Origin of the sequence: Methylosinus sp. Ce-a6 (assembly GCF_009811655.1) — a bacterium.
Classification (GTDB): domain Bacteria; phylum Pseudomonadota; class Alphaproteobacteria; order Rhizobiales; family Beijerinckiaceae; genus Methylosinus.
The window spans coordinates 1-26,351 of the sequence record NZ_BGJX01000019.1; the positions used below are offsets into that span (position 1 = coordinate 1).

General features: G+C 64.5%; 24 protein-coding genes. 7 read left to right on the forward strand and 17 right to left on the reverse strand.

Annotated elements, in window-relative coordinates:
* Positions 1 to 382: 382 nt before the first annotated feature.
* Together Mspo_RS12745 and Mspo_RS12750 are read right to left on the reverse strand one after the other, a co-directional pair.
* On the reverse strand, positions 383 to 829 hold the full coding sequence (locus Mspo_RS12745; protein WP_159730299.1) for a hypothetical protein: 447 nt from the start codon (positions 827 to 829) through the stop codon (positions 383 to 385).
* A gap of 26 nt (positions 830 to 855) precedes the next feature.
* A complete protein-coding gene (locus Mspo_RS12750; protein ID WP_159730300.1) occupies positions 856 to 1,224 on the reverse strand; it encodes an antibiotic biosynthesis monooxygenase in 369 nt (122 codons plus the stop codon).
* A gap of 96 nt (positions 1,225 to 1,320) precedes the next feature.
* On the opposite strand from Mspo_RS12750, the gene Mspo_RS12755 reads away from it, so the two are divergent.
* The gene (locus tag Mspo_RS12755; protein WP_159730301.1) at positions 1,321 to 1,797 is read left to right on the forward strand and encodes a MarR family winged helix-turn-helix transcriptional regulator; all 477 of its coding nucleotides are present in this window, start codon (positions 1,321 to 1,323) and stop codon (positions 1,795 to 1,797) included.
* Positions 1,798 to 1,900: 103 nt separating this feature from the next.
* On the opposite strand, the gene Mspo_RS12760 is transcribed toward Mspo_RS12755, so the two are convergent.
* The 3 genes from Mspo_RS12760 to Mspo_RS12770 form a co-directional block, all read right to left on the reverse strand.
* Positions 1,901 to 2,281: a VOC family protein gene (locus Mspo_RS12760; RefSeq protein WP_159730302.1), complete on the reverse strand. Its 381-nt coding sequence runs from the start codon at positions 2,279 to 2,281 to the stop codon at positions 1,901 to 1,903.
* Positions 2,282 to 2,365: 84 nt separating this feature from the next.
* Complete coding sequence (locus tag Mspo_RS12765) at positions 2,366 to 4,465, reverse strand: sensor domain-containing diguanylate cyclase (protein WP_159730303.1); 2,100 nt, start codon at positions 4,463 to 4,465, stop codon at positions 2,366 to 2,368.
* Between the two features lie 218 nt (positions 4,466 to 4,683).
* Complete coding sequence (locus Mspo_RS12770; protein WP_244613427.1) at positions 4,684 to 6,489, reverse strand: bifunctional diguanylate cyclase/phosphodiesterase; 1,806 nt, start codon at positions 6,487 to 6,489, stop codon at positions 4,684 to 4,686.
* A 450-nt stretch (positions 6,490 to 6,939) separates the two neighbouring features.
* On the opposite strand from Mspo_RS12770, the gene Mspo_RS12775 reads away from it, so the two are divergent.
* Positions 6,940 to 7,455, forward strand: coding sequence for a hypothetical protein (locus Mspo_RS12775; protein ID WP_244613428.1), 516 nt, complete (start codon positions 6,940 to 6,942; stop codon positions 7,453 to 7,455).
* Between the two features lie 22 nt (positions 7,456 to 7,477).
* Here the strand turns inward: Mspo_RS12775 and Mspo_RS12780 are convergent, their stop codons facing one another.
* A complete protein-coding gene (locus Mspo_RS12780) occupies positions 7,478 to 7,861 on the reverse strand; it encodes a cell division protein ZapA (protein ID WP_159730304.1) in 384 nt (127 codons plus the stop codon).
* Between the two features lie 71 nt (positions 7,862 to 7,932).
* Positions 7,933 to 8,229 (reverse strand): DUF4164 family protein, encoded by a 297-nt coding sequence (locus tag Mspo_RS12785; protein WP_159730306.1) that lies wholly within the window; start codon positions 8,227 to 8,229, stop codon positions 7,933 to 7,935.
* Positions 8,230 to 8,497: 268 nt separating this feature from the next.
* Between Mspo_RS12785 and gap the strand changes: the two genes are divergently transcribed.
* Genes gap through pgk form a run of 4 tightly spaced genes read left to right on the forward strand, consistent with a single transcriptional unit; the run spans position 8,498 to position 11,406 of the window.
* Positions 8,498 to 9,505, forward strand: a complete 1,008-nt coding sequence (gene gap / locus Mspo_RS12790) for a type I glyceraldehyde-3-phosphate dehydrogenase (protein WP_159730308.1) — start codon at positions 8,498 to 8,500, stop codon at positions 9,503 to 9,505.
* A gap of 18 nt (positions 9,506 to 9,523) precedes the next feature.
* Positions 9,524 to 9,844: a hypothetical protein gene (locus tag Mspo_RS12795; RefSeq protein WP_159730310.1), complete on the forward strand. Its 321-nt coding sequence runs from the start codon at positions 9,524 to 9,526 to the stop codon at positions 9,842 to 9,844.
* Between the two features lie 4 nt (positions 9,845 to 9,848).
* Complete coding sequence (locus tag Mspo_RS12800; RefSeq protein ID WP_244613429.1) at positions 9,849 to 10,208, forward strand: hypothetical protein; 360 nt, start codon at positions 9,849 to 9,851, stop codon at positions 10,206 to 10,208.
* Between the two features lies 1 nt (position 10,209).
* Complete coding sequence (pgk, locus tag Mspo_RS12805; protein WP_159730312.1) at positions 10,210 to 11,406, forward strand: phosphoglycerate kinase; 1,197 nt, start codon at positions 10,210 to 10,212, stop codon at positions 11,404 to 11,406.
* 100 nt (positions 11,407 to 11,506) lie between these two features.
* Here pgk and Mspo_RS12810 read toward each other — a convergent pair whose 3' ends face one another.
* The 9 genes from Mspo_RS12810 to Mspo_RS12850 form a co-directional block, all read right to left on the reverse strand.
* Positions 11,507 to 14,191, reverse strand: a complete 2,685-nt coding sequence (locus tag Mspo_RS12810; protein WP_159730314.1) for a nitrate reductase — start codon at positions 14,189 to 14,191, stop codon at positions 11,507 to 11,509.
* Positions 14,191 to 15,816 (reverse strand): sulfite reductase subunit alpha, encoded by a 1,626-nt coding sequence (locus Mspo_RS12815; RefSeq protein WP_159730316.1) that lies wholly within the window; start codon positions 15,814 to 15,816, stop codon positions 14,191 to 14,193. Before Mspo_RS12815 ends, Mspo_RS12810 begins: the two co-directional genes overlap by 1 nt.
* Positions 15,813 to 17,567 carry a NirA family protein gene (locus tag Mspo_RS12820; protein WP_159730318.1) on the reverse strand — a complete coding sequence of 585 codons (1,755 nt, stop codon included), beginning with the start codon at positions 17,565 to 17,567 and terminating at the stop codon, positions 15,813 to 15,815. Before Mspo_RS12820 ends, Mspo_RS12815 begins: the two co-directional genes overlap by 4 nt.
* On the reverse strand, positions 17,567 to 18,781 hold the full coding sequence (locus tag Mspo_RS12825) for an NAD(P)/FAD-dependent oxidoreductase (RefSeq protein WP_159730320.1): 1,215 nt from the start codon (positions 18,779 to 18,781) through the stop codon (positions 17,567 to 17,569). Before Mspo_RS12825 ends, Mspo_RS12820 begins: the two co-directional genes overlap by 1 nt.
* A 12-nt stretch (positions 18,782 to 18,793) precedes the next feature.
* Positions 18,794 to 19,585: an ABC transporter ATP-binding protein gene (locus Mspo_RS12830; protein WP_159730322.1), complete on the reverse strand. Its 792-nt coding sequence runs from the start codon at positions 19,583 to 19,585 to the stop codon at positions 18,794 to 18,796.
* Positions 19,586 to 19,598: 13 nt separating this feature from the next.
* On the reverse strand, positions 19,599 to 20,495 hold the full coding sequence (gene ntrB / locus Mspo_RS12835) for a nitrate ABC transporter permease (protein ID WP_159730324.1): 897 nt from the start codon (positions 20,493 to 20,495) through the stop codon (positions 19,599 to 19,601).
* A 14-nt stretch (positions 20,496 to 20,509) separates the two neighbouring features.
* The gene (locus Mspo_RS12840; RefSeq protein WP_159730326.1) at positions 20,510 to 21,835 is read right to left on the reverse strand and encodes a CmpA/NrtA family ABC transporter substrate-binding protein; all 1,326 of its coding nucleotides are present in this window, start codon (positions 21,833 to 21,835) and stop codon (positions 20,510 to 20,512) included.
* A gap of 335 nt (positions 21,836 to 22,170) precedes the next feature.
* A complete protein-coding gene (locus tag Mspo_RS12845) occupies positions 22,171 to 23,343 on the reverse strand; it encodes a CmpA/NrtA family ABC transporter substrate-binding protein (RefSeq protein ID WP_159730328.1) in 1,173 nt (390 codons plus the stop codon).
* Entirely contained in the window at positions 23,340 to 23,912 is a 573-nt protein-coding gene (locus Mspo_RS12850) for an ANTAR domain-containing response regulator (RefSeq protein ID WP_159730330.1), read from the reverse strand. Before Mspo_RS12850 ends, Mspo_RS12845 begins: the two co-directional genes overlap by 4 nt.
* Before the next feature lie 617 nt (positions 23,913 to 24,529).
* On the opposite strand from Mspo_RS12850, the gene Mspo_RS12855 reads away from it, so the two are divergent.
* The gene (locus tag Mspo_RS12855; protein ID WP_159730332.1) at positions 24,530 to 24,829 is read left to right on the forward strand and encodes a DUF6156 family protein; all 300 of its coding nucleotides are present in this window, start codon (positions 24,530 to 24,532) and stop codon (positions 24,827 to 24,829) included.
* Between the two features lie 204 nt (positions 24,830 to 25,033).
* On the opposite strand, the gene purB is transcribed toward Mspo_RS12855, so the two are convergent.
* Positions 25,034 to 26,341 (reverse strand): adenylosuccinate lyase, encoded by a 1,308-nt coding sequence (gene purB, locus Mspo_RS12860; RefSeq protein WP_159730334.1) that lies wholly within the window; start codon positions 26,339 to 26,341, stop codon positions 25,034 to 25,036.
* Positions 26,342 to 26,351 lie beyond the last annotated feature (10 nt).

Sequence of the window (26,351 nt, forward strand, 5' to 3'; positions counted from 1 at the left end):
GGGATCACGGAACGGCTCTCGCTCTCCCTATGGACGGGAGAGAAACGCCGGTCCGGCGACGCGCCGCCTGTCCAGGGACGGGGGTCGCCGTCCCGGATGGAGCCGGCCCCCGCCCGCGTTCCACGACCCGAGGAACGCGCCCTTGCGTCGGCGGGAGCGAAGGTGAAGATAGGAATATTTTCATGACGCGTCAAGGGCCCGACAGTGAGATTCGGCTTCTGACCCAGAGCGGTCATTCACTGAGGTCTCCGTCTTCACTGAGAATAACGCTCGACTTTCGCACCTATCTTTTGCACGCAGTAACCGATTGGAAATTCAGGGGCGCGCCAGAAAAAGGCGGAAGGCCGTTCGGCCTTCCGCCTCGAGAATCAGTTCTTGGGACTCATGCTGGCGCACGACGAAGACGCCCCTTCAAGCGCAGGCCGTCACGCATATTGAGGGCAAGCAGTGTGATGTTCGTCGCACCGGCAAGGAGTTCGAACGCCTGCACCGCATAAAACGCCGTGTCGAATTCGCCTGCGCGCGCCTTGGAGGCGAGAAAAAGTGCGGCGGGAATGAGCACAAGGAGGCCGTTAGCGGCGATGAACGGCATGCGTTTGAGCTTCGCGCCGATCACACCGGCGCGGCTTCCTTTCGACAGCACGAAGCCTGTGCCGCCGGTCGTCATCAGCGCCGGAATGAGCACAAAAAATCCCCATGGGATGGAGGTCTTGACGCTGACGACAATCGCCTCGGAGCCAAAGAGTTCGGCAAAGAGCGTCGAAAGCCAAAAGGTCAAAATCGTCAGCAATGCGACTGCGCCTGCGACGGGATGAACCATCTTGAGCATAGCTTCCCCCCTTTGAAGCGCGACCGTCAGGCGACGCAGATATCTGGCACCGCGACCTTTTGGAAAAGGTGCGGGGATGCGACGGCGGACGAAGGATAGGCCGAGAGCTTCGCTTGGAAGTCGGGGTTGGAAAATGCAGCGCGGAATGCAGCGTTCGATTCCCAAACGGCATAATTCAAATAGGTCGGACTCTCGCCAAGAGCGCGATGCAACTGGGTCGAGATGAAGCCCGGCTGACGTTTCATAAACGCCGCATCATCCTGCCAGATTTTGAGGAAACCGGGTTCGTCAGCCTTATCGAACGTGAAGATGTTCACCAGAACGACCGGACCGGTTTCGATTCCGAGCTGACGCTCAATCGGGAAGCTTGGGTCGAGAGGACGCAACAGCGACATGACGGCTCCATTCATTTGAATGGTCAGTGCCGATATGGCACCATGATGTCATATCTACATTGACACTATGATGTCAATATCTAACTATGGTGCGAAATGCCCCAACCGAAACGAACGCCCGGCGGTGATGCTGTGACCGACCTCGTTCTCGACCTTTTCAGGCTGAACAATCAGCTTTTGTCCGCAGGGGATCGGCTGGTCGCGCCGCTCGGACTAACGAGTGCGCGCTGGCAAATCCTCGGCGCGATTGTCTCCGCCGATTACCCGCAGCCCGTCGCGTGGCTTGCCCGAAACCTCGGCGCGCATCGCCAAAACGTGCAGCGCATCATCAACGACCTCGCCAAGGAAGGCTTAGTCGGTTTTGAAGCCAACCCGCATCACCGAAAGGCGCAGCTTGTTGTCCTGACAAAAAAGGGAAAGCAGACCTTCGACGAGGCGATGCGCGTTCAGGCTCCTTGGAGCAACAGTCTTGCGGAGGGCCTGGCGGTCAAAGACATCGAGACCGCTCACCGGGTGATGTTAGCACTGCGCCAGAATTTGAATGCAAAGGATGATGCCGACGAGAGCGACTAAATCGAAACGTAGCGTCCTGCCTGCCCCTTCGCATAAGCTCCAATATGGAACCAGGCGAACGTCCCCTCCCGGCGCTCAGCCGCCATCCAACTTCTTCACGACGTCAGCCCGCGCTCGCAGACAAGTCTTGCCCGAACAGGATGCGATGGCCGTCGATGGTCGTGACGACGATCTCGCGCATCCCATAGGGACGATCGGCCGGCGGCGTGCAAACCGCGCCGCGCGCGCCGAGCTCGGCGTGGATCGCATCGACATCGTTCACGCCGATATAGCCGAACAAGCTATGGGAGCCGAGCGCCGCCCGCGGCATGTCGGTCGGACAATGACCCAACATGACTCGCACGCCGTCACGCTGGACCAGTCTCCAATCCGTGGCCTCCGCCCAGAGCAGGTCGAAGCCGAGCACATCGCGGAAATAGGCGGCGCTCTTTTCGAGGTCGGGGACAGCGAGCACAAAGGCCCATGAAGCGATCTTCGTAGGCATGAAATCACCTTTCGAGTATTGTTTTTTCGATACTTTTTCGGCTCCGCCGCTATCATGACAGCGAAACGGCGATCCGTCATGATTTCAAACGGAGACATCATCCGCCGGCTCCGGCGCGTCGGCGTCGGAGAAGAGGACGTATCGATTGCGGCCGCTCTCCTTGGCGCGATAGAGCGCGTGGTCGGCGCGCGCCAGCATCGCATCCGGCCCCTCGATCTCGGCGGCGAACAAGGCGACGCCGACGCTGACCGTGGCGCGCAGCTCGCCGCCGGGGAGAGCATAGGGAGCCGCCGAGAAGGCGCAGATTTTCGAGGCCATGGCGGCGGCGCTGGCGGCGTCGCGCGCCTTGGATTGGAGAATGGCGAATTCGTCGCCGCCGAGGCGCGCGACGACGTCGCCGGCGCGACAACGCTCCTTGAGCCGCTGGGCGAGCGATTCGAGCAGGCTGTCGCCGCTCGCATGGCCCAGCCGGTCGTTGACGTCCTTGAAGCGGTCCACATCGATGTAGAGCAGCGCGAAAGGCTCGCCGCCGGCCCTGGCGGTCGAGAAGGCGCGCAGGAGCGCGTCGATGAAGCTGCGGCGATTGGCGAGGCCGGTCAATGCGTCCGTCTGCGCGAGGAGCGCGATCTTGTCGGCGATCTCCTTGCGCTCGGTCACGTCGAGCGCCACGCCCTCGATCAATTGCGATCGGCCGGAGCCGTCGCGCGCGGCGTAGCGGGCGTCGAGCCATCTATATTCGCCGTCGCGCCGTCGAAAGCGGAATTCGACCATGCCATTGCGGCCGCCATTCGCCGCCGCCCGCGCCAAGGAGGCGCCGACCTTCTCGAGATCGTCCGGATGAACGCAATCGGCGAGCTTGCTCGCGGGATCGGTCAGCTCCCAGGGATCATAGCCGAACAGCGCGATATTGTGGGATACATAGACGAGGCGCGGCGCGCGGCCGTCCATGCGCAGACGGAACAGGAGAGTTGGACTGCGCTCGACCACTTCATTGGCGTCGCGGAGCCGATCGATATAGCGCTGACGCGAGATCGAGCCGCTGATGATGTCCCCGACAATTCGCAAGGCGTCGATTTCCGCGGCCTTCCAGAGACGCTCCGTCCGGCAATCCTCGATCTCGATCCATCCCCATGCGGAGTCGTCGACGACGATGGGCGCGAACAGGACCGAGCGCACGCCGGCTCGCTCGAAGAAATCCTTGGCCGGCCCCGGACCGAGCATTCGCGTCGCCGCCGTCACCGGCCGGCGCTCTCTCAGAGCGGCGAGCAGCGGATCGGACAGAAATGCGTTGCGAACCTTGGCGGCTTCGACCGTATCCGAGGCGAGCGCAGAGCCGGGCCTCCGCCAGAGATGGAGAGGGGAAGGGGGGCCCGTCAACTCCGATCCGGACTCGAAGACGAGAATGCGATCGGCGGCGATCGCCTCGCCGACCGACTCCAGAAGGTCCGGGACAGCCGTCGCGCCGGGGGCCGCCCTGGTCAGCTCGGTGGCCGCGGTCGAGACCGCATGCAGCAGCGCGTTGCGCTGGTGGAGCGCCGCCGACAGCGCCTCCTGCAGAAGCGTGCGCCGCGACACCGAAACGAGCCATCCGTTTCCGCGCAGGCCCAGAACGACCAGAGCGACGGTGAATGCCGAGAGCAGCGCGCCCATCGCCGTGGAAGTCGGCTCCGGCCGCGCGAAGAGGGCGAAGATCGCGGGCGCGACATTCGGCGCGATGAAGCCGAACATCGCCGGCAGATAGGACGAATTGGTCATGACGGCGCCGGCCGCCATGCCGCCCGCCGTAAAAACCAGAAAGGCTTGGTAGCTCGTGTCGGAGGTCAGCCACAGGGCCGAGGACGCGGCTCCCCACAGGGCGCCCGTGACGGCGGAGCCGAGCGTCCAGACCGACAGAAAGCGCCGCACCTCGTCCGGGGAAGCCTCGAGAGCGCGAAAGGAGCGGGCGTGAGCGATGCGCGCCGCCACTATGACGACGAAGGCGCAGAGCCAGCCGGCGATCAGCGCGTCGGGATAGAATTGATGGAAAACGCCCGCGACGATCGCCGCGTTGGTCGCGTTGAAGACGAGAACGAAGCGCCCCTCGGCGAGCATCTGCGCCTGATCCGCGCGGATCGAGGCGCCGAGCGTCTCCAGGTCGATGACATCCTGCTCCTCGGAAAGCGAATCGCGCTTTCTGCCATGCATAATCCAAACTCCGACGCGCCGCCGAGCAAACCCGATTTTCGCGAAAATGTCCCGAAAAGCCTCGCGGCCGCCGCAGAACATCTCTCTCTCGTGAGGGCGTTATCGCCCGAATGTAGCGCGCTCGCGGCCAGCGGCTCGGCCGCGTCGAGCCGGCGTGTCGCCGGCAGCTTCGCATTCGCCGCGACGCGCGAAGAATGTCTCGGATCGGGCTCCTCCGATCAGGCGCGCGACGACGGCGGATGCGCCTTTTCCGCGTGTTCGAGAAAGGAGCTCAATGGTCGCGGCGGGCTGATGACGAAGCCCTGGATTTCGTCGCAGCCGAATTGGCGCAGCATTCGCAGCTGCGCGTCCGTTTCGACGCCCTCCGCCGTCGTCGCCAAGCCGAGATCCCGCGCGAGGCCGACGATCGTCTTCACGATCGTCGCGGCGCGGGGACGGGTCTGCGCGTCCCGGATCAGCGGGCGGCTGATTTTGACGCGATCGACCGGGAAAGCATAAAGATGGGCGAGCGCCGCGCCGCCCGCGCCGAAATCGTCCAACGCGACGGAGACGCCGAGCGCGCGGATCTGCGACAGACAGTCGAGTGTTTCTGTGTCGGCCGCGAGCTCTGCCGATCCTCCGACCTCTATCTCGATCCGTGCGGGGCTCAGACCGGCCGCGGCGATGGCCTCGGCGAGACGGCCCGCGAAGCCGCTCCTCTCCAATTGAGCCTGCGACACATTGACGCCGACGCGCGTGTCCGGCGGCAGAGCGGCCGCGGAGGCGCAGGCCTCGTTCACGATCCAATCGCCGATCTCGTATAAAAGTCCCGCCTTGGCGGCGACGGGGAAAAAGTCCTCGGGCGCGCGCAGGCCGTCGCGCGGATGCCGCCATCGCAGCAGCGCCTCATAGCCGCAGACGCGCGTGATGTCGAGCGCGACGATCGGCTGGAAATGGAGCTCGAATTCGCCGCTGGCGACGGCCTGCCTCAAATCCTGCCAAATTCGCCGATTGGCCGCGACCCGCGACTCGATTTTCGGATCGAAGAAGCGGAAGTGGCCGCGGCCGCTCGATTTGGCGTCGTACAAAGCGAAATCCGCCTTTCGCATCAGCGTTCGCAGATCGTGGCCGTCGTCCGGCGCGCGCGCGATCCCGACGCTGACGCCGACCGTCGCCATCGCCTCCTCGAGGTCGAATGGCGCGGCCATCGCCTCCATGAGCCGCATGGCGAAGCCGCGGACATCCGCGGGGGAGGCGGCGTTAGATCGAACCACTGCGAATTCGTCGCCGCCGATCCGGGCGATGATATCTCCCTCGTTCAAAATCGAGGAAATGCGCTCGGCGACGGATCTGAGCAGAATATCGCCGGCCCGATGCCCGAGCGTGTCGTTGATCTCCTTGAAGTTGTCGAGGTCGATGCCGTAAATCGCGGCTCCGAATCCGTTCGCGATCGCGGCGGCGATCGCCGCCTCGCCGCATTGCTCCATGGAGGCGCGATTGGCGACGCCGGTGACGGCGTCGAAATAGGCGAGCCGTCGAATGCGCTGGTCGCGCTCCTCCTGCTCGAGCGCGATGGCGCACAGATGCACGCAGGTCGAGGCGATCGTACGGTCGAGCGCGCCGGCTTCGCGCCGCGAGCGATAATAGATGGCGAATGTGCCGATCACGCGACCATCCGAGCCGCGAATGGGCGAGCGCCAGCATGCGGGCAGCCCGAGCGGGAGCGCCCTTGCTCTGAACTCGACCCAATGCGGGTCGTTTTCGATGTCGTTGACTTCGACAGGCTCGCCGAAATCGGCTGCGAGTGACGCCGAATCTTCGTCGGCCAGGCTCGGGCCCGTCAGAGGATGCAGCCGGCCTTCGCGATCGACCGTCAGGATCGAGCAGATGACGCCGGGCGCGAGCTGTTCGGCTCGGCGGCAGAGCTCGTTCATCGTATCGAGCAATGGCTTGCCGCAGGCCAGGCTCTCCAGCACCTCGTGTTGGAGCGTCCGAAGTCCTCGCATCGTCGCGTTCGAGTAATTGTCACAGTCGAGTTCGAGCATCGACTTCGCCTTCGAAGAAAATCTTGTCCTTTTTCGTCGCGTCTCGACCATCGCTATGAGATTTAGGAGCGGGTCCTCGTCGAAAAGCCGTCAATCATGAGAGTTTCGGAAGTGAAATAAGGCGTCGGCGACCTCGGCGTGATCGCGCATCCGCTTCGACAACGCCGCATTATCGCATGTTCGCGTCCAGATGTGTAGCGCATCGGCTAAAGTCTAATGTTCGACCGTCTGGTCGAGACGAGTCCCGGTTTTTCGCGCTCGCATTCGCGCCGGGCCGGGCGGCGCGCGAGGCGCAAGGCGCAAGGCGCGAGGCGCAAGGCGCAAGGCGCAAGGCGCAAGGCTTGCCATAGTTACGTCGATGGCACAGTCTGACGCGTCCGCGGGCGGCGGCCGACCCCGGAAAAAAGGGGGGCGCCGTCACAAGAACGGCCCGCCAGATGGGAGAGAAACATGTCGTCGAAATTCGCCACCTTGGCTCTGGCCGTCCTGATATCGGCGCCTTTCGCCGCCGCTCCGGCGCGAGCGGTGGAGATCAGCCCCTTCTTCCCGCTGCCCAATTCCTTCGACGTCAACGGCAGCGCCAAGGATTCCCTGCTCGCGCAGCAGATTTCCTGGCTCGAAGACGGCATCGCCGCGATCGAAAAGGCCCGCGCCGCCGCCACCGCTCAGGACAAGATCGCCGAACTGGATGCGCAGCTCGCCGCGGCGACCAAGGAGCGCGACATTCTGAAGGGCGCCGCGGTCGGGCGCGAGGGGGAGCTCGCGCAGAAGAATCTCGTCGTCTCCAATCTCAACCGCTGGATCAATGCGCTGGCCCGCAAGGCGACCGAGCAGCTCAAGATCGCCATCCTCAAGGACGGGGCGGAGCGCGACGCGGCGGAGCGCCGGCATATCCAGCTCTCGCAGCAGGCCGACGATCTCGAGAAGCTCAAGCACGATCCGAGCTTCGAAGCCTGGGGCCGCTGAGGCGCGCCTCGAGGCTTTCTCGTCACGGAAGCGAAGGCGTTTCGCCGCCGCCGGACTGCAGCTCTCGGGAGAGGCGCTCGACGCGCGCCGAGGCGTCCTCGAGCGCCGCGGCGATTTTTTCCTCGAGAGCTGTCGCCGCGTCGCGCTGCTCCGCTTCCGTCTGTCGCAGCGCCGCGAGCTCCGCCTCCACCGCTTGGAGCTTGCGCAGCGCGACGGACGCCTCGTCGGCGAGGGTCAGCGCCGCCATGACGGTGATCCGCTGCTCGCCAATGTCGCCGAACCCCTCGCGCAACGACAAAATCTTGACCTCGACGAGCTTGGCGAGCTCGTCGAGATGCGCTTCCTCGCCGTCCTCGCAGGCCATGCGATAGGTCCGGCCTGCGATCGTCACCACCACATGCGCCATTCGTCGCCTCTAGAGCGCTTCCAGCCGAAGTGGACGCCGGTTCGGCGCTGGAAACGCGTCAAAACAAAAGCCTAGGAACTCTGCGTCCGGTCGTCGTCGCCGAGCACGGCCCGAATGCCGAGGCTCGTGCGGTCGAGACGCGTCAGCACCTCGTCGCGCGCCTTTTCCAGCGCGCTGTTCTGGGCGAGGGCGGCGTCGAGCTCGAGGCCGAGGCGGCTGCGGTCGTCCTGCATGACGGCGAGCTCTTCCTCGAGGTCGGCGTGCGACAGCTCCGCCTCGATGCGGCGCGTGACGGTCTCCTCCAGCCGCTCCAGCGCGACGGAGAGCCGCTGCAGCGCGTCATCGAGCCTGTTCGAGACTTGCGTCATATGGAAACCGGACCGATCGTGATTAGATTCGTCTTCTCCTAGCATGAATTGCGCAAATCCCAATCCGCGCGGACGACGCTGCGCTAGCGGCGACCGGCGGCCGCGTTGACAGGGGGGCGCGACCTGTTATCAAGCCGCTCATTCGAGCGGGCGCTCGCCGCCGGATCGGGCGACGAACCGGCGGCGAAATAGGCCGACTCCCGCCGGCGGGCGATATATGGGCCGCCGGAAGCCCGCCCGGGAGAGCAGACGAGAAGGGAGCACCGCTATGGCCGTGAGAGTGGCGATCAACGGATTCGGGCGCATTGGACGCAATATCCTTCGCTATATCGTCGAGAGCGGCCGCGCCGACCTCGAGGTGGTGACGATCAACGATCTCGGCTCCGTCGAGACCAACGCTCATCTGCTGCGCTATGATTCCGTGCATGGCCGCTTTCCGCGCGAGGTGAAGGTCGAGGGCGATTCGATCGACGTCGGTCATGGGCCGATCAAGGTCACGGCGATCAGGAATCCGGCCGAGCTGCCTTATAAGGAGCTCGGAATCGACATCGCGCTCGAATGCACGGGGCTGTTCACCGCGCGCGACAAGGCGAAAGCGCTGCTCGACGCCGGCGCGAAGCGCGTGCTCGTGTCCGCTCCCTCCGAGGGCGCCGACATCACCGTCGTCTATGGCGTCAATGAGGACAAGATCACCAAGGAGCATCTCGTCGTCTCCAACGCCTCCTGCACCACCAATTGCCTCGCCCCGGTCGCCAAGGTTCTGAACGAGGCGATCGGCATAGAGCGCGGCTTCATGACGACGATCCACTCTTATACGGGCGACCAGCCGACGCTGGACACGTTCCACAAGGATCTCTACCGCGCCCGCGCCGCGGCGCTCTCCATGATCCCGACCTCGACCGGCGCGGCCAAGGCGGTCGGCCTCGTGCTGCCGGAGCTGAAAGGCAAGCTCGACGGCGCCGCGATCCGCGTGCCGACGCCCAATGTCTCGGCCGTCGACCTCACATTCGTGGCGAAGCGCGCGACGACCAAGGAGGAGATCAACGCCGCCGTGATCGCCGCCGCCGAAGGCCCGTTGAAGGGCATTCTCGGCTACACCGACGACAAGAATGTCTCCATCGATTTCAACCACGATCCGCGCTCCTCGACCTTCCATCTCGATCAGACCAAGGTCATCGACGGAAGCTTCGTGCGCATCCTCTCCTGGTACGACAATGAATGGGGCTTCTCCGGCCGCATGACCGATGTCGCGGCGACGATCGGAAAATTGATTTGAAGGTGATGGAGATTCATGATGGGTGACGAGCGCGAACAACCGGAGAAGCACGAAGGAGTGGTGTCGATCTCGGCCGATGACGAACTCGTTCACATGGCGCAAACCATCGATCATGCCTTTCCGAATCTGAAGTGCCTGCGTTGTGGAAGTGAAAGCTTTTTCTTGGCGGGGCCTATAATCTATGTAACCCAGTTTCAGAAAGAGAAGCAGAAACACGACTTGGGTCATGGAGGCTTCGACATCAAAGTGTTCGATCTTGTTTGCCGACGTTGTGGCATGATCGAGCGACATGCCTGGAAAATTCTCGAAAATGCCGCCAAGCCGATCAAAGTGGACTGATATGATGGCCGACATAGTTCCTTTCGATTCGAACAGGTATAAATTAGGCGGCAGCGGAGATGGACCGGAGGATCCCATGCTCGAACAGCGAGTTGCGCGCCTCGAGTCCGACTTGTCGGAAGTCAAAGCGATGCTCAAGGACATCGGGAAAGAGCTGATCGAAATCAAGATCGGCGTCACTAAGCTCGATGGCAAGTTCGAAAAAATCGATGGCCGTTTCGTCGGCCTCGAAGGTAGGCTCGGAGGCCTAGACACGCGAATTTCTGGCCTCCCGGCCACATGGACGATTCTCGGCATCGTCTTCACCACCTGGGCGCTCGGCTCGGGAATTCTGATCTTCGCCATGAACTTCTTGAAGAGGTGACATGACCTCCTCCTTCAAAACGCTCGACTCCGCAGACCTCGAAGGAAAGCGCGTCCTGTTGCGCGTGGACCTCAATGTGCCGACCGAGAATGGCGTCGTCACCGACAAGACACGCATCGAGCGCGTTCTGCCGACGATCGAGGATATTTCGAAGAAGGGCGGCAAGGTGATCCTTCTCGCCCATTTCGGCCGCCCCAAGGGCGAGCGCAAGGACGAGGATTCGCTGAAAGTCGTCGTCGGCGCGATCGAGGAGCTGACGAAGCGCAAAATCGCCTTCGCCGATGACTGCGTCGGCGATGTCGCGCGCGCGGCGATCGCGCAACTGAAGAATGGCGATGTTCTGCTGCTCGAGAACACGCGCTTTCACAAGGGCGAGGAGAAGAACGATCCGGCCTTCGCCGCCGAGCTCGCAAAGCTCGGCGACGTCTATGTCAATGACGCCTTCTCCGCCGCGCATCGCGCTCATGCTTCGACGGAAGGGCTGGCGCATCTTCTGCCGGCTTACGCCGGCCGCACCATGCAGGCGGAGCTGCAGGCTCTTTCCGAGGCGCTGGAGAATCCCGCGCGTCCCGTCATGGCGATCGTCGGCGGCGCGAAAATCTCCACCAAATTGGAGCTGCTCGGCAATCTGATCCGTAAGGTCGATATTCTCGTCATCGGCGGCGGCATGGCCAACACTTTCCTCGCCGCAGAGGGCAAGCCCGTCGGCAAATCGCTGTGCGAGCATGATCTTCTCGACAAGGCGCGCGCCATTCTCGCCGAGGCGACATCGTCCAATTGCGAGATCGTGCTGCCGGTCGACGCCACTGTGGCGCAGAAATTCGAGGCCCACGCGCCCTCGCATATCGTCGCGATCGAGCATGTCGGCGAGAGCGACATGATCCTCGACGTCGGGCCGAAGAGCATCGCCCATGTCGAGAGCCTGCTCGCGAGAGCCAAGACGCTCGTCTGGAACGGGCCGCTCGGCGCTTTCGAGCTGCCGCCCTTCGACGAAGGCACCAACGCCGTCGCGCAGACGGCCGCGCGGCTGACGGTGGAAGGCAGGCTGCTCTCGGTCGCCGGCGGCGGCGATACGGTCGCCGCGCTCAATCAGGCCCATGCGGCGCAGGAGTTCAGCTATCTCTCGACCGCCGGCGGCGCCTTCCTCGAATGGCTCGAGGGCAAGGAGCTGCCGGGCGTCGCCGCGCTGATGAAATAAACAACCGCGACCGTCATTGCGAGGAGCGGAGCGACGAAGCAATCCAGAGCCCGCCCTGCGGCTGAAGGATTGCTTCGCTTCGCTCGCGATGACGGCCGAATTATTCTTCGCAGCAGGCGCGCGCCGCCGCTATGGCGCGCTTCAGCTCCGGAATGCAGGAGCCGCAATTCGTGCCGGCGCGAAGCCGCGCGCCGATCTCGGCGACGCTGCGCGCGCCATTGGCGATGGCCTTGTCGATCGCCTTGGCGCCGACGCCGAAACAGGCGCAGACGATCGCGCCATCCTCCTCCGCCCCGTCGGCCGCGCGACCGGAGAGCAGAGCCTTGCGCTCCTCGATCGTCAGCCACTCCTTCTCGAACAGCGCCGTCGCCTGGTCGAAAGCGGCGCGCGCATCCTGTCGTCCGACGAAGAGGCACAGATCGACGCGCTGCTCCGCAAAACGCGCGGCGCGATAGACGCCTCGCGCCTCGTCGAAATAATCCGCCGCGTCAGCGCGATCGCCGAGCGCGGCCACATAGTCGCGCCACAGCTCGAGCCCGGCGTTCGAGGCGAATAAGAGCCCATGGCCGTGGGCGAGGGCGACTTTCGTCGCGAGCTCGGCGAAGGGCGGCCGCAGCGCCGCGCGCGAGAGCAGGAAGCCGTGCGATTTGAACGAAACCGCGTCGATGCGAGCCGGCGTCGCCTTGGCCTCGGGCTGGCCGGAATGCGGATCGGTGACGGCGGCGACGAGCGCGCCGACCCGCGCGAGGGAGGCGGTCTCGTCGCTCCAATGGATCGGCGCGAACAGTTCGCCGCGCCGCTGGCGCTCGGTGACGGCGACGGCGAGCAGACATTCGCCGTGGCGCGTGGAGACGCGCGCGAAACCGCCGTCGACGAGGCCGGCGGCGGCGGCGTCCGCCGGATGAATCTCGACGAAGGGCGAGGGCAGATGTCGCGCAAGACGCGGGCTCTTTCCGGTGCGCGTCATCGTGTGCCACTGGTCGCGTATGCGCCCGGTGTTGAGACGAAACGGAAAGGCGGCGGATGTCGCGGCTTTCAGCGCGGGACGCTCGGGCGCGACGAAGCGCGCCTTGCCGTCGGCGGTGAAAAAGCTCCCCTCCGCGAAAAAGCGCTCGCGACCCTTCGTCTCGCCGGCGCGAATGGGCCAGAATGTCGGACGCAATGCGTCATAGGCTTCGCCCGAAAGCTCTGCGAGCCCGCCTATGTCGAAGCTGCGCGCGCCGTCATTCTCGAAAGCGGAGAGCGCGGCGTGCTCGCGAAACACATCGGCGGCGGAGCGAAAGCGGAAGGCCTCGCCGAACCCCATGCGCGCCGCGACCTCGCCGACGATGCGCCAATCGGGCTCGGCCTCGCCGGGCGAAGGGAGAAAAGCGCGCTGGCGCGAGATGCGCCGCTCGGAATTGGTGACCGTTCCCGATTTCTCGCCCCAGGCCTGCGCCGGCAACAGCACATGCGCGCCGGCATTTATCGTATCGTTCGAAAGAACATTGTCCGAGACGACGAAGAGGTCGAGCCTCGAGAGCGCGGCGCGCGCTTCGTCCGCCTGCGGAAGCGAGACGGCGGGATTCGTCCCCATCACCCACAGCGCCTTGATCTCGCCGCGCCCGATCGCCTCGAACATCTGCACGGCCTTGAGCCCTTCGCGCGTCGCAATGCGCGGCGCGTTCCAGAAACGCCGGACGCGATCGACCTCGGCCTCCGAAAAGCCCATATGCGCGGCGAGCTGATTGGCGAGTCCGCCGACCTCGCGCCCGCCCATGGCGTTGGGCTGGCCGGTGAGCGAGAAGGGCGCGGCTCCCGGCTCGCCGATGCGCCCCGTCGCGAGATGACAATGGACGATCGCATCGACCTTGTCGGTCCCCTGCGCCGATTGATTGACGCCCTGCGAGAAGGCGGTGACGGTTTTCGGCGTCGCGGCGAAGAGCTCGAAGAAAGCGGCGACGTCGACCTCTCGCAGCCCGGCGGCGGCGGCTGTGGCGGCGATCGTCGGCGCAATGGCGCGCGCGGCGGCGAGCGTTTGGGCGAAGCCTTCCGTATGGCGCATGACGTAATCGTCGCGGACCGCGCCATTGGCGACGAGATGGACGAGCAGGCCGCAAAACAGCGCGACATCGCCGCCGGGCGCGATCGGCAGAAACAGATCGGCCTCTTCCGCCGTCGCCGTGCGGCGCGGATCGATGACGACGAGCTTCGCGCCGCGCTCTTGCTTGTTGCGCAGAATGCGCTGGAACAATATCGGATGACACCAGGCCGCATTGGAGCCGACGAGCACGATGAGATCGGCGAGGTCGAGATCCTCATAGCATCCCGGCACGACGTCGGCGCCGAAAGCGCGCTTATGGCCGGCGACCGTCGAGGCCATGCAGAGCCGCGAATTGGTGTCGACATTGGGCGAGCCGATGAAGCCCTTGAGGAGCTTGTTGGCCGCGTAATAATCCTCCGTCAGCAATTGACCGGAGAGATAGAAGGCGACCGCCTGCGGCCCATGCGCGTCGATCACGCGCCGAAAGCCTTTGGCGACTTCGGAAAGCGCTTCATCCCAACTGGCGCGACGCAGTTGCGCGCCGTCGCGGAGCATCGGGTGGAGCAGCCGCCCCTCGAGCGACAGCGTCTCGTTCAACGCCGAGCCTTTGGAGCACAGACGTCCGAAATTCGCCGGATGCCGCGGGTCGCCGGCGATCGTCGCGCCGCCCGATCCGTCCGGCGTCGCCAGCACGCCGCAGCCGACGCCACAATAGGGGCATGTGGTCGCGACGGCTGCGCTGCGCGGATCGAACCTCTGCATCAATAGACGTCCTGTCGATAACGGCCGTTCCGCTTCAATTCCGCGACGAAGGCGACCGCTTCGTCGGTGGAGCGCGCGCCATATTGCGCGACGATATCGACGAGCGCGCGCTCGACATCCTTCGCCATGCGCTTGGCGTCGCCGCAGACATAGAGATGCGCGCCATCGGCGAGCCAAGCGAAGAGATCGCGGCCGACCTCGCGCATTCGGTCCTGCACATAGAATTTCTCCGCGCCGTCGCGCGACCAGGCGAGCGACAGGCGCGTGAGCAGGCCGGAGGATTTCATCGCATTGAGCTCATCCGCATAGAAGAAGTCGCAATCGCTGCGCTGATGGCCGAAGAACAGCCAGTTGCGGCCTTTGGCCCCGATCGCCGCGCGCTCGTGGAGAAAGGCGCGGAAAGGCGCGACGCCGGTGCCGGGGCCGATCATGATGATCGGCGCGTTCGGATCTTCCGGCAGCGAGAAGCCGTGCGAAGCCTGCACATAGACCCTCGCCGGCGCGCCTGCCTCCATGCGCTCGGCGAGAAAGGTCGATGCGACGCCCTTGCGCAAGCGCTTGCCGATCACATAGCGCACCGTATCGACGGTGAGCGACACGCGCCCCGCCGCGGATTTGGGCGAGGAGGAGATGGAATAGAGGCGCGGCTGCAGGGGATCGAGCGCCTCGACGAAAGCTTCCGCATGAGGGCGAACGCCCGAAAATTTCATCAATGCGGCGAGCACGTCGAGATCGGCTGCGTCCTTGTCCGGGTCTTCGCCCTGGGCCAGCGCGCGCGCTTTGGCGCGCGCTTCGCCGCCGGTGACGAAGGAGATGAGCTCGAAGAGCCGATCCGACGCAGGCGCGAGCGAGCGATCGTCACGCAAGGCGTCGCGCAGGGGCTTGCCATTCACCGGCGTCATCGGCGAGGCCCCGATCATGGCGATGATCTGATCGACGAGGCCGAGATCATTGCGCGCGAACACGCCGAGCGAATCGCCGACCGAATAATCCAGTCCGCTGCCCGAAAGATCGAATTCGATGTGCCAGGTCTCTTTTTCGGACGAAGGCTTGTTCAGCCGCCGCCGCGACAAAAATTTCGCCTCGACCGGATTGTCGCGCGAGCGTCCGGGAGCGACGGCCGGATGCGAGCCCGAAGGCTCGCGGTCCGAAGTCGCGATCGCACCGCGACCCTTCGGGCTGGCATCCTGGCCGGACGGCGCGGCCTCCAGCTCCTCCGCGAGCGATTTCAACATGCGCGCCGTCTCCTTGCCGCCGGGCGCGCAGAGATTGAGCCGCTGCTCCTTGCGGGCGAACAGCGCCTCCGCATAATTGTGGCAATCATAGCCGCATTGGCCGCAGTCCTGCTGCGCCATTGCGGCCATCATGCGCCGCCGCAGCGGACGATCGTCGGCGAGCTTCATGCGTTCCTGCAACGGCAGCGTCGGATCATGCCAAGGCGCGGCGCCGTCGTCGCACTCGCCGGCGATCGCCGCATTCTCGGCGGGGGACAGCGCGACGACGCCGGCGTCGTCCATGGACATCAGCCCGGCGAAGAAGCCGTTGAGCCAGGCGCGTTGCTCATCGGAAAAAGGCGCCGTGGGCGGGATGAGCTCTAGCTGCTGCGGCCGTGTGATCTCTGTCACCTTTCCGTCTCCGCGATCAATCGTCTCAAGGAGTCCGTGTCGTGACGCCGCGTGAAGGCGGCGAAACTCTCTTCGCCTGTCGCACGATGCGCGAGATAGGCGCGCAATAGGCTCTCCACCTTGCGCGGCGCGTCCTGCGCCGTGACATTCTCGAATAGTTCGCGGGCGATGGCGCCCTCGGCGCCGAAGCCGCCGCCGACGACCATGTGATAGCCTTCGACCGTGTCGCCCTCGTCATTGATCGCGACGCGCGCGCCGACGAGGCCGATATCGCCGATGTAATGCTGCGCGCAGGAATGACGGCAGCCGGTCAAATGTATGTTGATCGGCGTGTCGATTTCGAATCGCTCCTCGCAATGCGCGGCGATCTCGTCGGCATGTTTCTTGGTGTCGGCTGCGGCGAAGCGGCAGCCGACATTGCCGGTGCAGGCGACGAGGCCGGCTCGGATCGGCGACGCTTTCGTCGAAAGGCCGAGCGCTTCGATTCTCGCGACTGCCTCTTCGACGCGCGCGTCGGGAACGCCGGATATCAGTAGATTCTGCCAAACGGTCAATCTTATGTCGCCGTCGCCGAAAACGCGCGCGATTTCCGCGAGGCCATGGACGTCATCGCTCGTCGATCGCCCGAGCCTCAGCGCGACGCCGAGCCAATTTCTGCTCGGCTGCTTTTGTCGATGCGCGCCGATATGCGCGAGCCTGTCGAAGCTCGGTCGAGGCGCCACAGCCGCTGCGGGCGCGCGCGTCAGGACGCGGCCGAGCCTTTCTTCGACGAGCCTCAAAAATTTGTCGAAGCCCAATCGGTCGAGCACATATTTCAGCCGCGCCTGCGCGCGATCGGTGCGGTCGCCGGTCTCGATGAAGACGCGCAATATGGCGTCCGCGACATCGACCGCCTCGTCCGGCGAAACGATGACGCCCGTATCGCGCGCGAGATCTTTATGCCCGGTGATTCCGCCGAGCGCGAGACGGAAATAGATTCCGGGCGCGAGGCCATGTCCGTCCGCGATTTCCACGGCCTGAAAGGCGACGTCATTCGTATCCTCGAGCACTGCGATGCGGCCGCCGCCGTCGAAAGCGATGTTGAATTTGCGTGGCAGGCCGGACAGCGAGCGGTCGTTGAGAATATGAAAATGCAGCGCGCGCGCGAGCGGACGCGTGTCGATGAGCTCTTGGGGATCGATTCCGGCGGTCGGCGTTCCGGTGATGTTGCGAATATTGTCGGCGCCGGCGCCGCGCGTCCACAGGCCGAGACTTTGCACGCCCTCGATCATGGCGACGGCGTTCTTCGGCTCGATCTCGCGAATCTGGAGATTGGCGCGCGTGGTGACATGCAGATAGCCGCCGCCGAGACGATCGGCGAGATCGGCGAGGCCGGCGAATTGCCAATGGGTGAGAATTCCATTCGGTATGCGCAGGCGGCACATGTAGGAGGATTGCGCCGGCGCGACATAGAACAGTCCATGATAACGCCAGCGAAAATTATCGGCCGGCGTCGGCGGCTCATTGCGCTTCGCTTGAGCCGCGAGGCGCGCATAGGCGTCGAAAGGATGCTGTTCGCGCTTGATCTTTTCTTGATCGTTGAGCTTGCCGCCGTGCGCGACGGCGCGATCCTGCGCCTCCATATGGATGGCGTCCGGGCCGATCGGCGTCGCTTTCGTCGGCGTCGCGCCGCGGGTTTCGCGCGACGCTTTGAAGCCGGAGGCGAAGCCTTCGAGATAGCGCTTTTGTTCCGGAGTGAAATCGCCGGCCATCACGCGGCCTTTCTTTCGCAGAGCGCGCGGCCGAAGATGAGCGCGTCGCGCCATTGTGAAATATCGGCGCGCGAGCGGATGAGCTCGAGATACCAGAGCGCCGCGCTGGCGTCGCCGACGAGCACGGCGCCGCGGAGACGGCCGCTCTCGATGACGAGCTTCTTGTAGAGTCCGAGCCCCTGGTCCCGCCAGGAGATCGTCTCGCCGCCGTCGCGCCCGAGAAAATCGCCGGCCGAAAAAACACTGACGCCCGAGACTTTCAGATTGGTGGAGACGACGCTGCCTTCATACACGTCGCCTTCGCCGCTGAGGCGCGCGGCGAGAACGCGCGCCTGCTCATAGGCGGGCTCGACGAGGCCGTAGCAGACGCCTCTGTGCTGCGCGCATTCGCCGAGCGCGAAGACGTCGTCGATATTCGTCGTCATTTGGTCGTCGACGACGATTCCTCTCTGCGTCTCGATTCCGGCGTCGCGCGCGAGCTCGCTGTTGGGCGCGATTCCCGCTGCGAAGACGACGCCCTCCGCCGCGATCCGGCGACCATCGGCGAGCTCCACGCCGCGAACGTCGCCATCGCCGAGGATGCGAATCGTATTGGCCTCGAGCAGCGTCTCTATTCCTTTGCTCTCTATGAGCTGTTTCAGCAGCGCCGCGGCGGGCGCGTCGAGCTGTCGCTCCATCAGCCGATCGGCGACATGAACGAGCGTGACTTTGGCGCCGCATTTTCCGAGGCCATAGGCGGCTTCGAGGCCGAGAAGGCCGCCGCCGATGACCACGATCCTCTCGCGCTGCGCGGCCATGCGCTTCAGCATGTCGACATCGGCGCCGTCGCGAAACACGCAGACGCCGCGAAGCTCGGCGCCGGGCAGGGGCAGGCGCAATGCGCGGGAGCCGGTGGCGAAGACGAGCTTCGAATAGAAGACGCTCTCGCCGCTCTCGAGCGTCACGCGCTTTTCCGCAAGGTCGACGGAGCGCGCCTTGCGCCCATAGAGAAGCGTGACGCCGCGGTCGCGCCACCAGTCCGCCGGCTTCAACTCTATGTCGGCCATTTCGGATTCGCCGGCGAGAACGGAAGAGAGCAGCACGCGATTATAGGCGAGGCGCGGCTCCTCGCCGATGACGGCTATGGCGTAGCGGCCGAGCGCGCGCTTCGCCAACTCCTCGACGAGGCGCGCGGCGGCCATGCCATTGCCGATGATGACGAGGGGCTCGCTCATTGCGTCGCCGCCTCAGGCCGCTTCGACATAATGATGCCGCTCATAGAGGAATTGCAGCACCCGGCGCCGGCATTCGAGATAGACGGGATCGGATGCGAGCTCCAGCCGGTTGCGCGGACGCGGCAGCGCGACGTCGAGCGTCTCGCCGATCGTGGCGCGAGGGCCATTGGTCATCATCACGATGCGATCGGACAGCAGAACCGCTTCGTCGACGTCATGGGTGATCATCATCACCGTATTGCCGAGCGTGCGATGCAGCGCCATCACCTGATCTTGCAGATGCGCGCGGGTGAGCGCGTCGAGCGCGCCGAAGGGCTCGTCGAGCAGAAGCACCTTGGGCTCCATGGCGAGCGCGCGGGCGATGCCGACACGCTGCTTCATTCCGCCGGAAATCTCGCTCGGACGCTTGTCCTTGGCCGCGATCATCTGCACGAGCTCGAGATTGCGCATTGTCCAATCATGACGCTCGGCGCGGCTCTTCTTGCCCGCGAACACCTTATCCACCGCGAGGCGCACATTGTCGTAGACGGTGAGCCAGGGCAGCAGCGAATGATTTTGGAAGACGACGGCGCGATCCGGCCCGGGCGTGTCGACCTGATGATTTTCCAGCACGATGCCGCCGGCGCTGGCGGCGACGAGGCCGGCGACGATGTTGAGCAGCGTGGATTTGCCGCAACCCGAATGGCCGATGATCGAGACATATTGTCCCTTCTCGACCGAGAGATCGACGGCTTCGAGCACTTTCGTCGCGCGCGCGCCGTTCGAGAAAGTCTTGTCGACGTGATCGATGCGGAGATAGCTCATCGAAAGTCCTTTCTCAGGAGGCTTGCGCGCCGCGCGTGGCGAGAGCGCCGATCGCGGCGACGATGCGATCGAGCACGAAGCCGGTCACGCCGATATAGGCGAGCGCCACGAATATGTCGGGAAGACGCGAGGAGTTCCATGCGTCCCAGATGAAGAAGCCGATGCCGACGCCGCCGGTCAGCATCTCCGCGGCGACAATGGCGAGCCAGGACAGGCCGACGCCGATGCGCAGACCGGTGAAGATGTAGGGCGCGGCGGAGGGAATCATGATCTTCCAGAAGAACTCGAAATGATTGAGCCGCAACACGGCGGCGACATTGCGATAGTCCTGCGGGATATTGCGCACGCCGACGGCGGTGTTGATGACGATCGGCCAGATCGAGGTGATGAAGATCACGAAGATCGCCGAAGGATAGCTGTCGCGAAACGCCGCGAGCGAGATCGGCAGCCAGGCGAGCGGCGGCACGGTGCGCAGCACTTGGAAAAGCGGATCGAGGCCGCGCATCGCCCATTGCGATTGGCCGACGATGACGCCGAGCAGCACGCCGGCGACGCTCGCGAGGCCGAAGCCGAATGCGACGCGCTGCAGCGAGGTGAGCACGCGCCAGCCGAGTCCCAAATCCTGCGGCCCTGCAACGAAGAAGGGGTGCAGAATGAGATCATTCGCCTCGCTCCATATGCGCGAGGGCGAGGGCAGGGCGGAGCTCGGCGCGAGGCAGAGAAGCTGCCAGAGGCCGAGCAGGATCGCGAGCACGATCATCGGCGGCACAATTGCGGCGAAGAAGGCGCGAATGCGCGCGCCATGTTTCTCCACGAGCGGAACGCGCCGGCGCGCGTAGAGCTCGTCGATCGAACGATCGTCGGCGACTGTCGTGTCGACGAGATCATTCTTGGTGATTTGCATCGTCATTTCGGCCTCTTCGGTCAAACTTGGGCGCGCTTGATGGATAGGCTCTTCAGATAGGCTTGCGGATTTTCAGGATCGAAGACCTTGCCGTCGAAGAACGTCTCCTTGCCGCGCGACGTCGATATCGGAATCTCTTTCGCGGGGACGTTGATCGATTTCGCCGCCTCGCGCCAAATGTCCTCGCGATTCACCTTGTCGACCAACGCCTTGATATTCGTCGTCGGCTCGAGCTTGCCCCAGCGAATGTCTTCGGTGACGAACCAGGCGTCGTGACTCTTGAACGGATAGGAGGCGGAATCGCGCCAGAATTTCATATATTGCTTCGTGGCCTTCTCGATGCGGCCATTGCCGTAGTTGAGATCGCCTTTCAAGCGGCCGACGATGTCGGCGACAGGCACGTTGAACCATTGGCGCTTGCCGACGATCTCGGCGAGCTCGCCTTTATTCTCCATTTTGTCGCACCATTGCTGCGCTTCCAGCACGGCGGCGGTGAGCGCGCGCGCGGCGCGCGGATTCTTGTCCACCCAATCGGCGCGCAGGCCGAGCGCTTTTTCCGGATGTTTCGACCAGATCTCGCCGGTCGCGCAGGCGGAAAAGCCTATGCCTTGATTGGCGAGCTGCTCGTTCCAGGGCTCGCCGACGCAAAAGGCGTCCATATTGCCGACCTTCATATTGGCGACCATCTGCGGCGGCGGCACCACGATCGTCGAGACATCCTTATCGGGATCGATTCCTGCGGCGGCGAGCCAATAGCGGAGCCAAAGATCATGCGTGCCGCCGGGGAAGGTCATGGCGACCTTCACCTCTTTGCCCGCGGCTTTCTTCTTCGCGAAAGCCTCGCGCAGCGCGGAGGCGTTGGTCGTGACTTTCAGATCCTTATACTCGTTGGCGACGGAAATGCCCTGCGCGTCGAGATTGAGGCGCGCGAGTATGTACATCGGCGTCGGCGCATTGTTCTGCGTCACCTTGCCGGTCGAGATGAGATAGGGCATGGGCGTGAGAATATGCGCGCCGTCTATGCCATTGGCGGCGCCGCCGAGCACGAGATTGTCGCGCGTCGCGCCCCAGGAGGCCTGCTTCACGACCTCGACGTCCGGCATTCCATGCTTGGCGAAGAGGCCTCTCTCCTTGGCGACGATCAGCGGCGCGGCGTCGACGAGGGCGATATAGCCGAGGATGGCTTTCGTGGTTTCGGGCCCCGAGCCTTCGGCGAAGGCGCCGCCGGGGAAGGCTGCGCGCATGGCGGCGAAACTCGCCGCGGCGCCCGCCGCGCCGCGCAGCAACGCACGACGATCGAACGTCGTCGGCGACAGGGTTTTCACTTCGCTTGTGTCGTCGGTCATCGTCGGCGTCGTCCTCTTCGCGCTCGCGGGCGCAATGGTCGGGGCTCGATCGGCGCCGTCTTCTTCGACGGCGCAAAACGCAAAAAACCGCTTCCCTGGAGGAGGGCGCATTTCGCGCGAACTCCTCGGGACAGCGGCGTTGCTGGTTCGTCCGTCGTTGGACTGAGACGCGCGGGGCGCATCGTCGCGTTTACAATTGCAAGCGGCGCGCCAATCGGCGAAAGCGAATTAGTTCGTTTATAATCAATGAGGCGCCGCGCGGGCGCGGCTATGAGCTTCGCTGCGTGCGCCGGCGCCTTGCTCAATATGAGGGCGCCTGATCGACAAAAAACAGGCTAAGGCGTGCGGCGAATGGGGAAGCCGGACAGATAGGCGCCGAGGTCGCGATCGTCGAAACAGGGCCCCGAGAAGGCGCCGATCGCATCGCCGGATCGCGGCGCGGGCGCTGTGGCGGAGGGCAAAGCGGCGTCGAAAATATCGGCGCGGAACACGCGCTCGGCGGCGTCGAGGAGCGCGGGCGACGCCGGCGCCTGGCCCCAGCGCGCCATTTGCGCATAGAGCCATGCCGCCTGCGTCGGATCGGGTCGCTCGGCGCCTTCCTCGCCGAGCAGGAGATAGCGCCGATTCTCCCGCGTCGCGCCGTCGGGCGACACTTTGAGACGTCCCTGCAATGTCCGCAGGATCACTTCGGCGTCGACGCCGACGCGGCCCGGCCGCGCTAGCATGGCCGCGATCTCCGCCGGCTCGGCCTCGCCGATGAAACGCGCGGCCTGATGCAGGGCGCGCAGGAGCGCGGCGACGACATCGGGGCGATCCTGCGCGAAGCTCTCGCGCATGGCGAGAGATTTCTCGGCGCAGCGCGAGATGAGCTCGACCGAAAAATGCAGAATATGCCCGACGCCGAGATCGACGGCGACGGAGTTCCACGGCGCGCCGACGCAAAAGCCGTCGACATGGCCCTGAGCCAGGCTGCCGACCATATAGGGCGGCGGCAGCACGACGAGCCGAACGTCCTCGTCGGGATCGACGCCGCCCGCCGCCATCCAATAGCGCAATTGGTAATTATGTCCCGAGAAGGGAAAGGTCATGCCGAAGGTCAGCGGCTCGGCATGGGCGGCCTTGCGATCCGCGACGACGCGGGCGAGCGCTCTGGCCGTGGCGAGCGGATCGAGCGCGTCGCCGTCGAGACGCGCCATCATCGCCTCGCGCAGCGAAGGCGAAACGGTGATGGCGTTGCCATTCATGGCGAGATTATAGGGAGCGACGATCGGCGTCTTCACATGGCCGACGCCGAGGCTCGAGGCGACGGCGATGGGCGCCAGAAGATGGGCGGCGTCGAACATGCCGATATTGAGCTTGTCGCGCACATTGGACCAGGAGACCTCCTGCACGAGCTCGACATCGAGCCCCTCCTGCGCGACGAAGCCCTTGTCGACGGCGACGAAGAGCGAGGCGGCGTCGGCGAGCGGAATGAAGCCGATGCGTAAATGTTCGCGCTTCGCGGTCATTTGAACAGCTCCGAGGCGGTGATGATCGCCTGGGCGATCTCGAAAATCTTCTTCTTCTCGCGCATGGCCGTGCTGCGCATCAGCCGATAGGCCTCCTCCTCGCCGAGGTTCTTGGCTTTCATCAGCAGGCCCTTGGCGCGGTCGATGGTCTTGCGCTCCTCTATCTCCGATTTGGCGCGCGCCAATTCGTCCTGCAGATGCGAGAAGGCGTTGAAGCGCGATATGCACAGATCGAGGATCGATTTGATTCGCTCTTTCTTCAGCCCGTCGACGATATAGGCGGAGACGCCGGCGTCGACCGAGGCCTGAATGGAGGCCGTGTCGCTCTGATCGACGAACATGGCCACGGGCCGGCGCACGGCGCGGCTCACCTGGAACATCTGCTCCAATATGTCGCGGCTCGGATTGGCGAGATCGATGAGGATGACGTCGGGGTCGATCGCATAGATGCGGGCGAGCAGGCTGCGCATCTCGCCGATGCGCTCGACATTGGTGAAGCCGGCCTCGCGCAATCCGTCCTCGAGGATCGCCGCCCGCACGGGACTCTCATCGACGATGACGATTTTCAAATCGACGCCTCCGCGACGCTGCGCCGCTTGCGACGCGCTAGCGAAAATGCGGACGAATTTCAAATGATTTCGGTGGCGGGACAAGAGAAGGCCCCGCAGCGCTAGGGCTGACGGGGCCGATATGTTTCGCGGGATGCGAAATCTCCGGAAAGATCCAGATTTGGAATTTTGGGAGACGCCGCGCTTGGCCTTCGCGCTTTGCCGCCCGTCGGGATGTCACGAATGTCGGCGCTCGAGGAAACCAGCGCTCGATTTCTCCGCCGCGCCATCGACCTCGGCTGAGGTCAAACGGTGTGACCCGGTGGCGTCATGCTCCTCTCGCATGTATCGCTCGACCTTGGACCTGCGTGCGTTGCCACGCCAGCCCGCCCATCGCGCCCCGTCCCTCGAGGTCCCGCTCGATCGGTCCGCCGTGGGGCTGGCGTATTCGCCGCGGCCCTCGGCCCCTTCATGACGCGATGATGAAATGGTGATCTCGATTCTCGATTTCGTCAAGCGTCGAATTGGTCGCAGTGGTCGCAGCGAGGCGGTTTTCTTTTTCCGCGCGCCGCGCTACGCAATGGCTCCGACGAGGCCGGCGGGAGCGCGCCGAGACCGGCCCGACGGGAGAGAAACGAATGAACGCGGACAATGACGGTTACTACTATTTCCTCACCTATAGCGGCGTGAGCCTGCCGCTCAATCTGATGTCGCCGCTCGACCCTAACGACCTCGCCAATCGCAACACGTTTTTTCGCGCCCGCTATGACGAAGCGGAGCGGCTGCTGCTTTGCGAAAAAATGGTCTATGGCGAGGTGGAGCTGCGTCACACGTACGAATATCGCGCCGAAGGCGGACTCGCCCGCGCGCTCATCGAGATGGGCGAGGACGAGACCGAGGTTCTGTTCGACGAGAACGGCAAGCAGTCGGTGGCCTGATGGCGGCGTAAGTCGGGCAGAGCGCGAGCCCGAAGGCTCGATTAATGGATTTCGTCGTTTCCGGACGATCGGCTCGCCGTCATTGCGAGGAGCGCAGCGACGAAGCAATCCAGGGGCCGCCCCACGGCTCTGGATCGCTTCGCTTCGCTCGCGATGACGCGCAGTGATTGTCCGGTTCGGCGGTGCGAGCGTCCGCGAATAGCGTCACGCCTCGCCGAACACGCGATCGAAGATCGTGTCGACATGCTTGAAGTGATAGGCGAGGTCGAACAGCTCGTCGAGCTCCGCGGGCGAGAGCTTCGCGCTCACTTCGGCGTCGGCGCCGAGCAGCTTGCGGAACTCGCCCTCGCCGCGCCATACGGGCATGGCGTTTCTCTGCACCAGCGCGTACGATTCCTCGCGCGACACGCCCTTTTGCGTCAGCGCCAGCAGCACGCGTTGCGAATGCACGAGCCCGCCGAGCCGGTCGAGATTCTTCTGCATATTTTCCGGATAGACGACGAGCTGGTCGATGACGCTGGTCAGCCGCGCCAGCGCGAAGTCGAGCGTCACCGTCGCATCGGGGCCGATATTGCGCTCGACGGAGGAATGCGAAATGTCGCGCTCGTGCCACAGCGCGACATTCTCCAGCGCCGGCGTCACCATGCCGCGCACGAGCCGCGCGAGGCCGGTGAGATTCTCGGTCAGCACGGGATTGCGCTTGTGCGGCATGGCGGAGGAGCCCTTCTGCCCGGCCGAGAAATATTCCTCCGCCTCCAGCACCTCCGTGCGCTGGAGATGGCGAATCTCGATCGCCAGCCGCTCAACCGATGAGGCGACGACGCCGAGCGTCGCGAAAAAGGCGGCGTGGCGGTCGCGCGGAATGACCTGCGTGGAGACGGGCTCCACCGCGAGGCCGAGCTGTCTCGCCACATGTTCCTCGACGCGCGGATCGACATTGGCGAAAGTGCCGACGGCGCCGGAGATGGCGCAGGTCGCGACCTCCTTGCGCGCATTGACGAGCCGCTCGCGGGCGCGCGCAAATTCGGCATAGGCCTGCGCGAGCTTCAAGCCGAAGGTCGTCGGCTCGGCGTGAATGCCATGCGAGCGGCCGATCGTCGGCGTATATTTATGCTCCTGCGCGCGGCGTTTTATCGCCGCGAGCAATCCATCGACATCGGCGATCAAGAGATCGGCGGCGCGCGACAATTGCACGGCGAGACAGGTGTCGAGCACGTCGGAGCTGGTCATGCCCTGATGCACGAAGCGCGAGTCCGGCCCGATGAACTCGCCGAGATGGGTGAGGAAGGCGATGACGTCATGCTTCGTCACGCGCTCGATCTCGTCGATGCGGGCGACGTCGAAAGTGACGAAATCGGCCTTGTCCCAGATCGCCTTGGCGCTCTCCTTGGGAATGACGCCGATCTCGGCGAGCGCGTCGCAGGCGTAGGCCTCGATCTCGAACCAGATGCGAAAGCGCGTCTGCGGCTCCCAAATGGTCATCATCTCGGGGCGGGAATAGCGGGGGATCATGGGCTCGGGC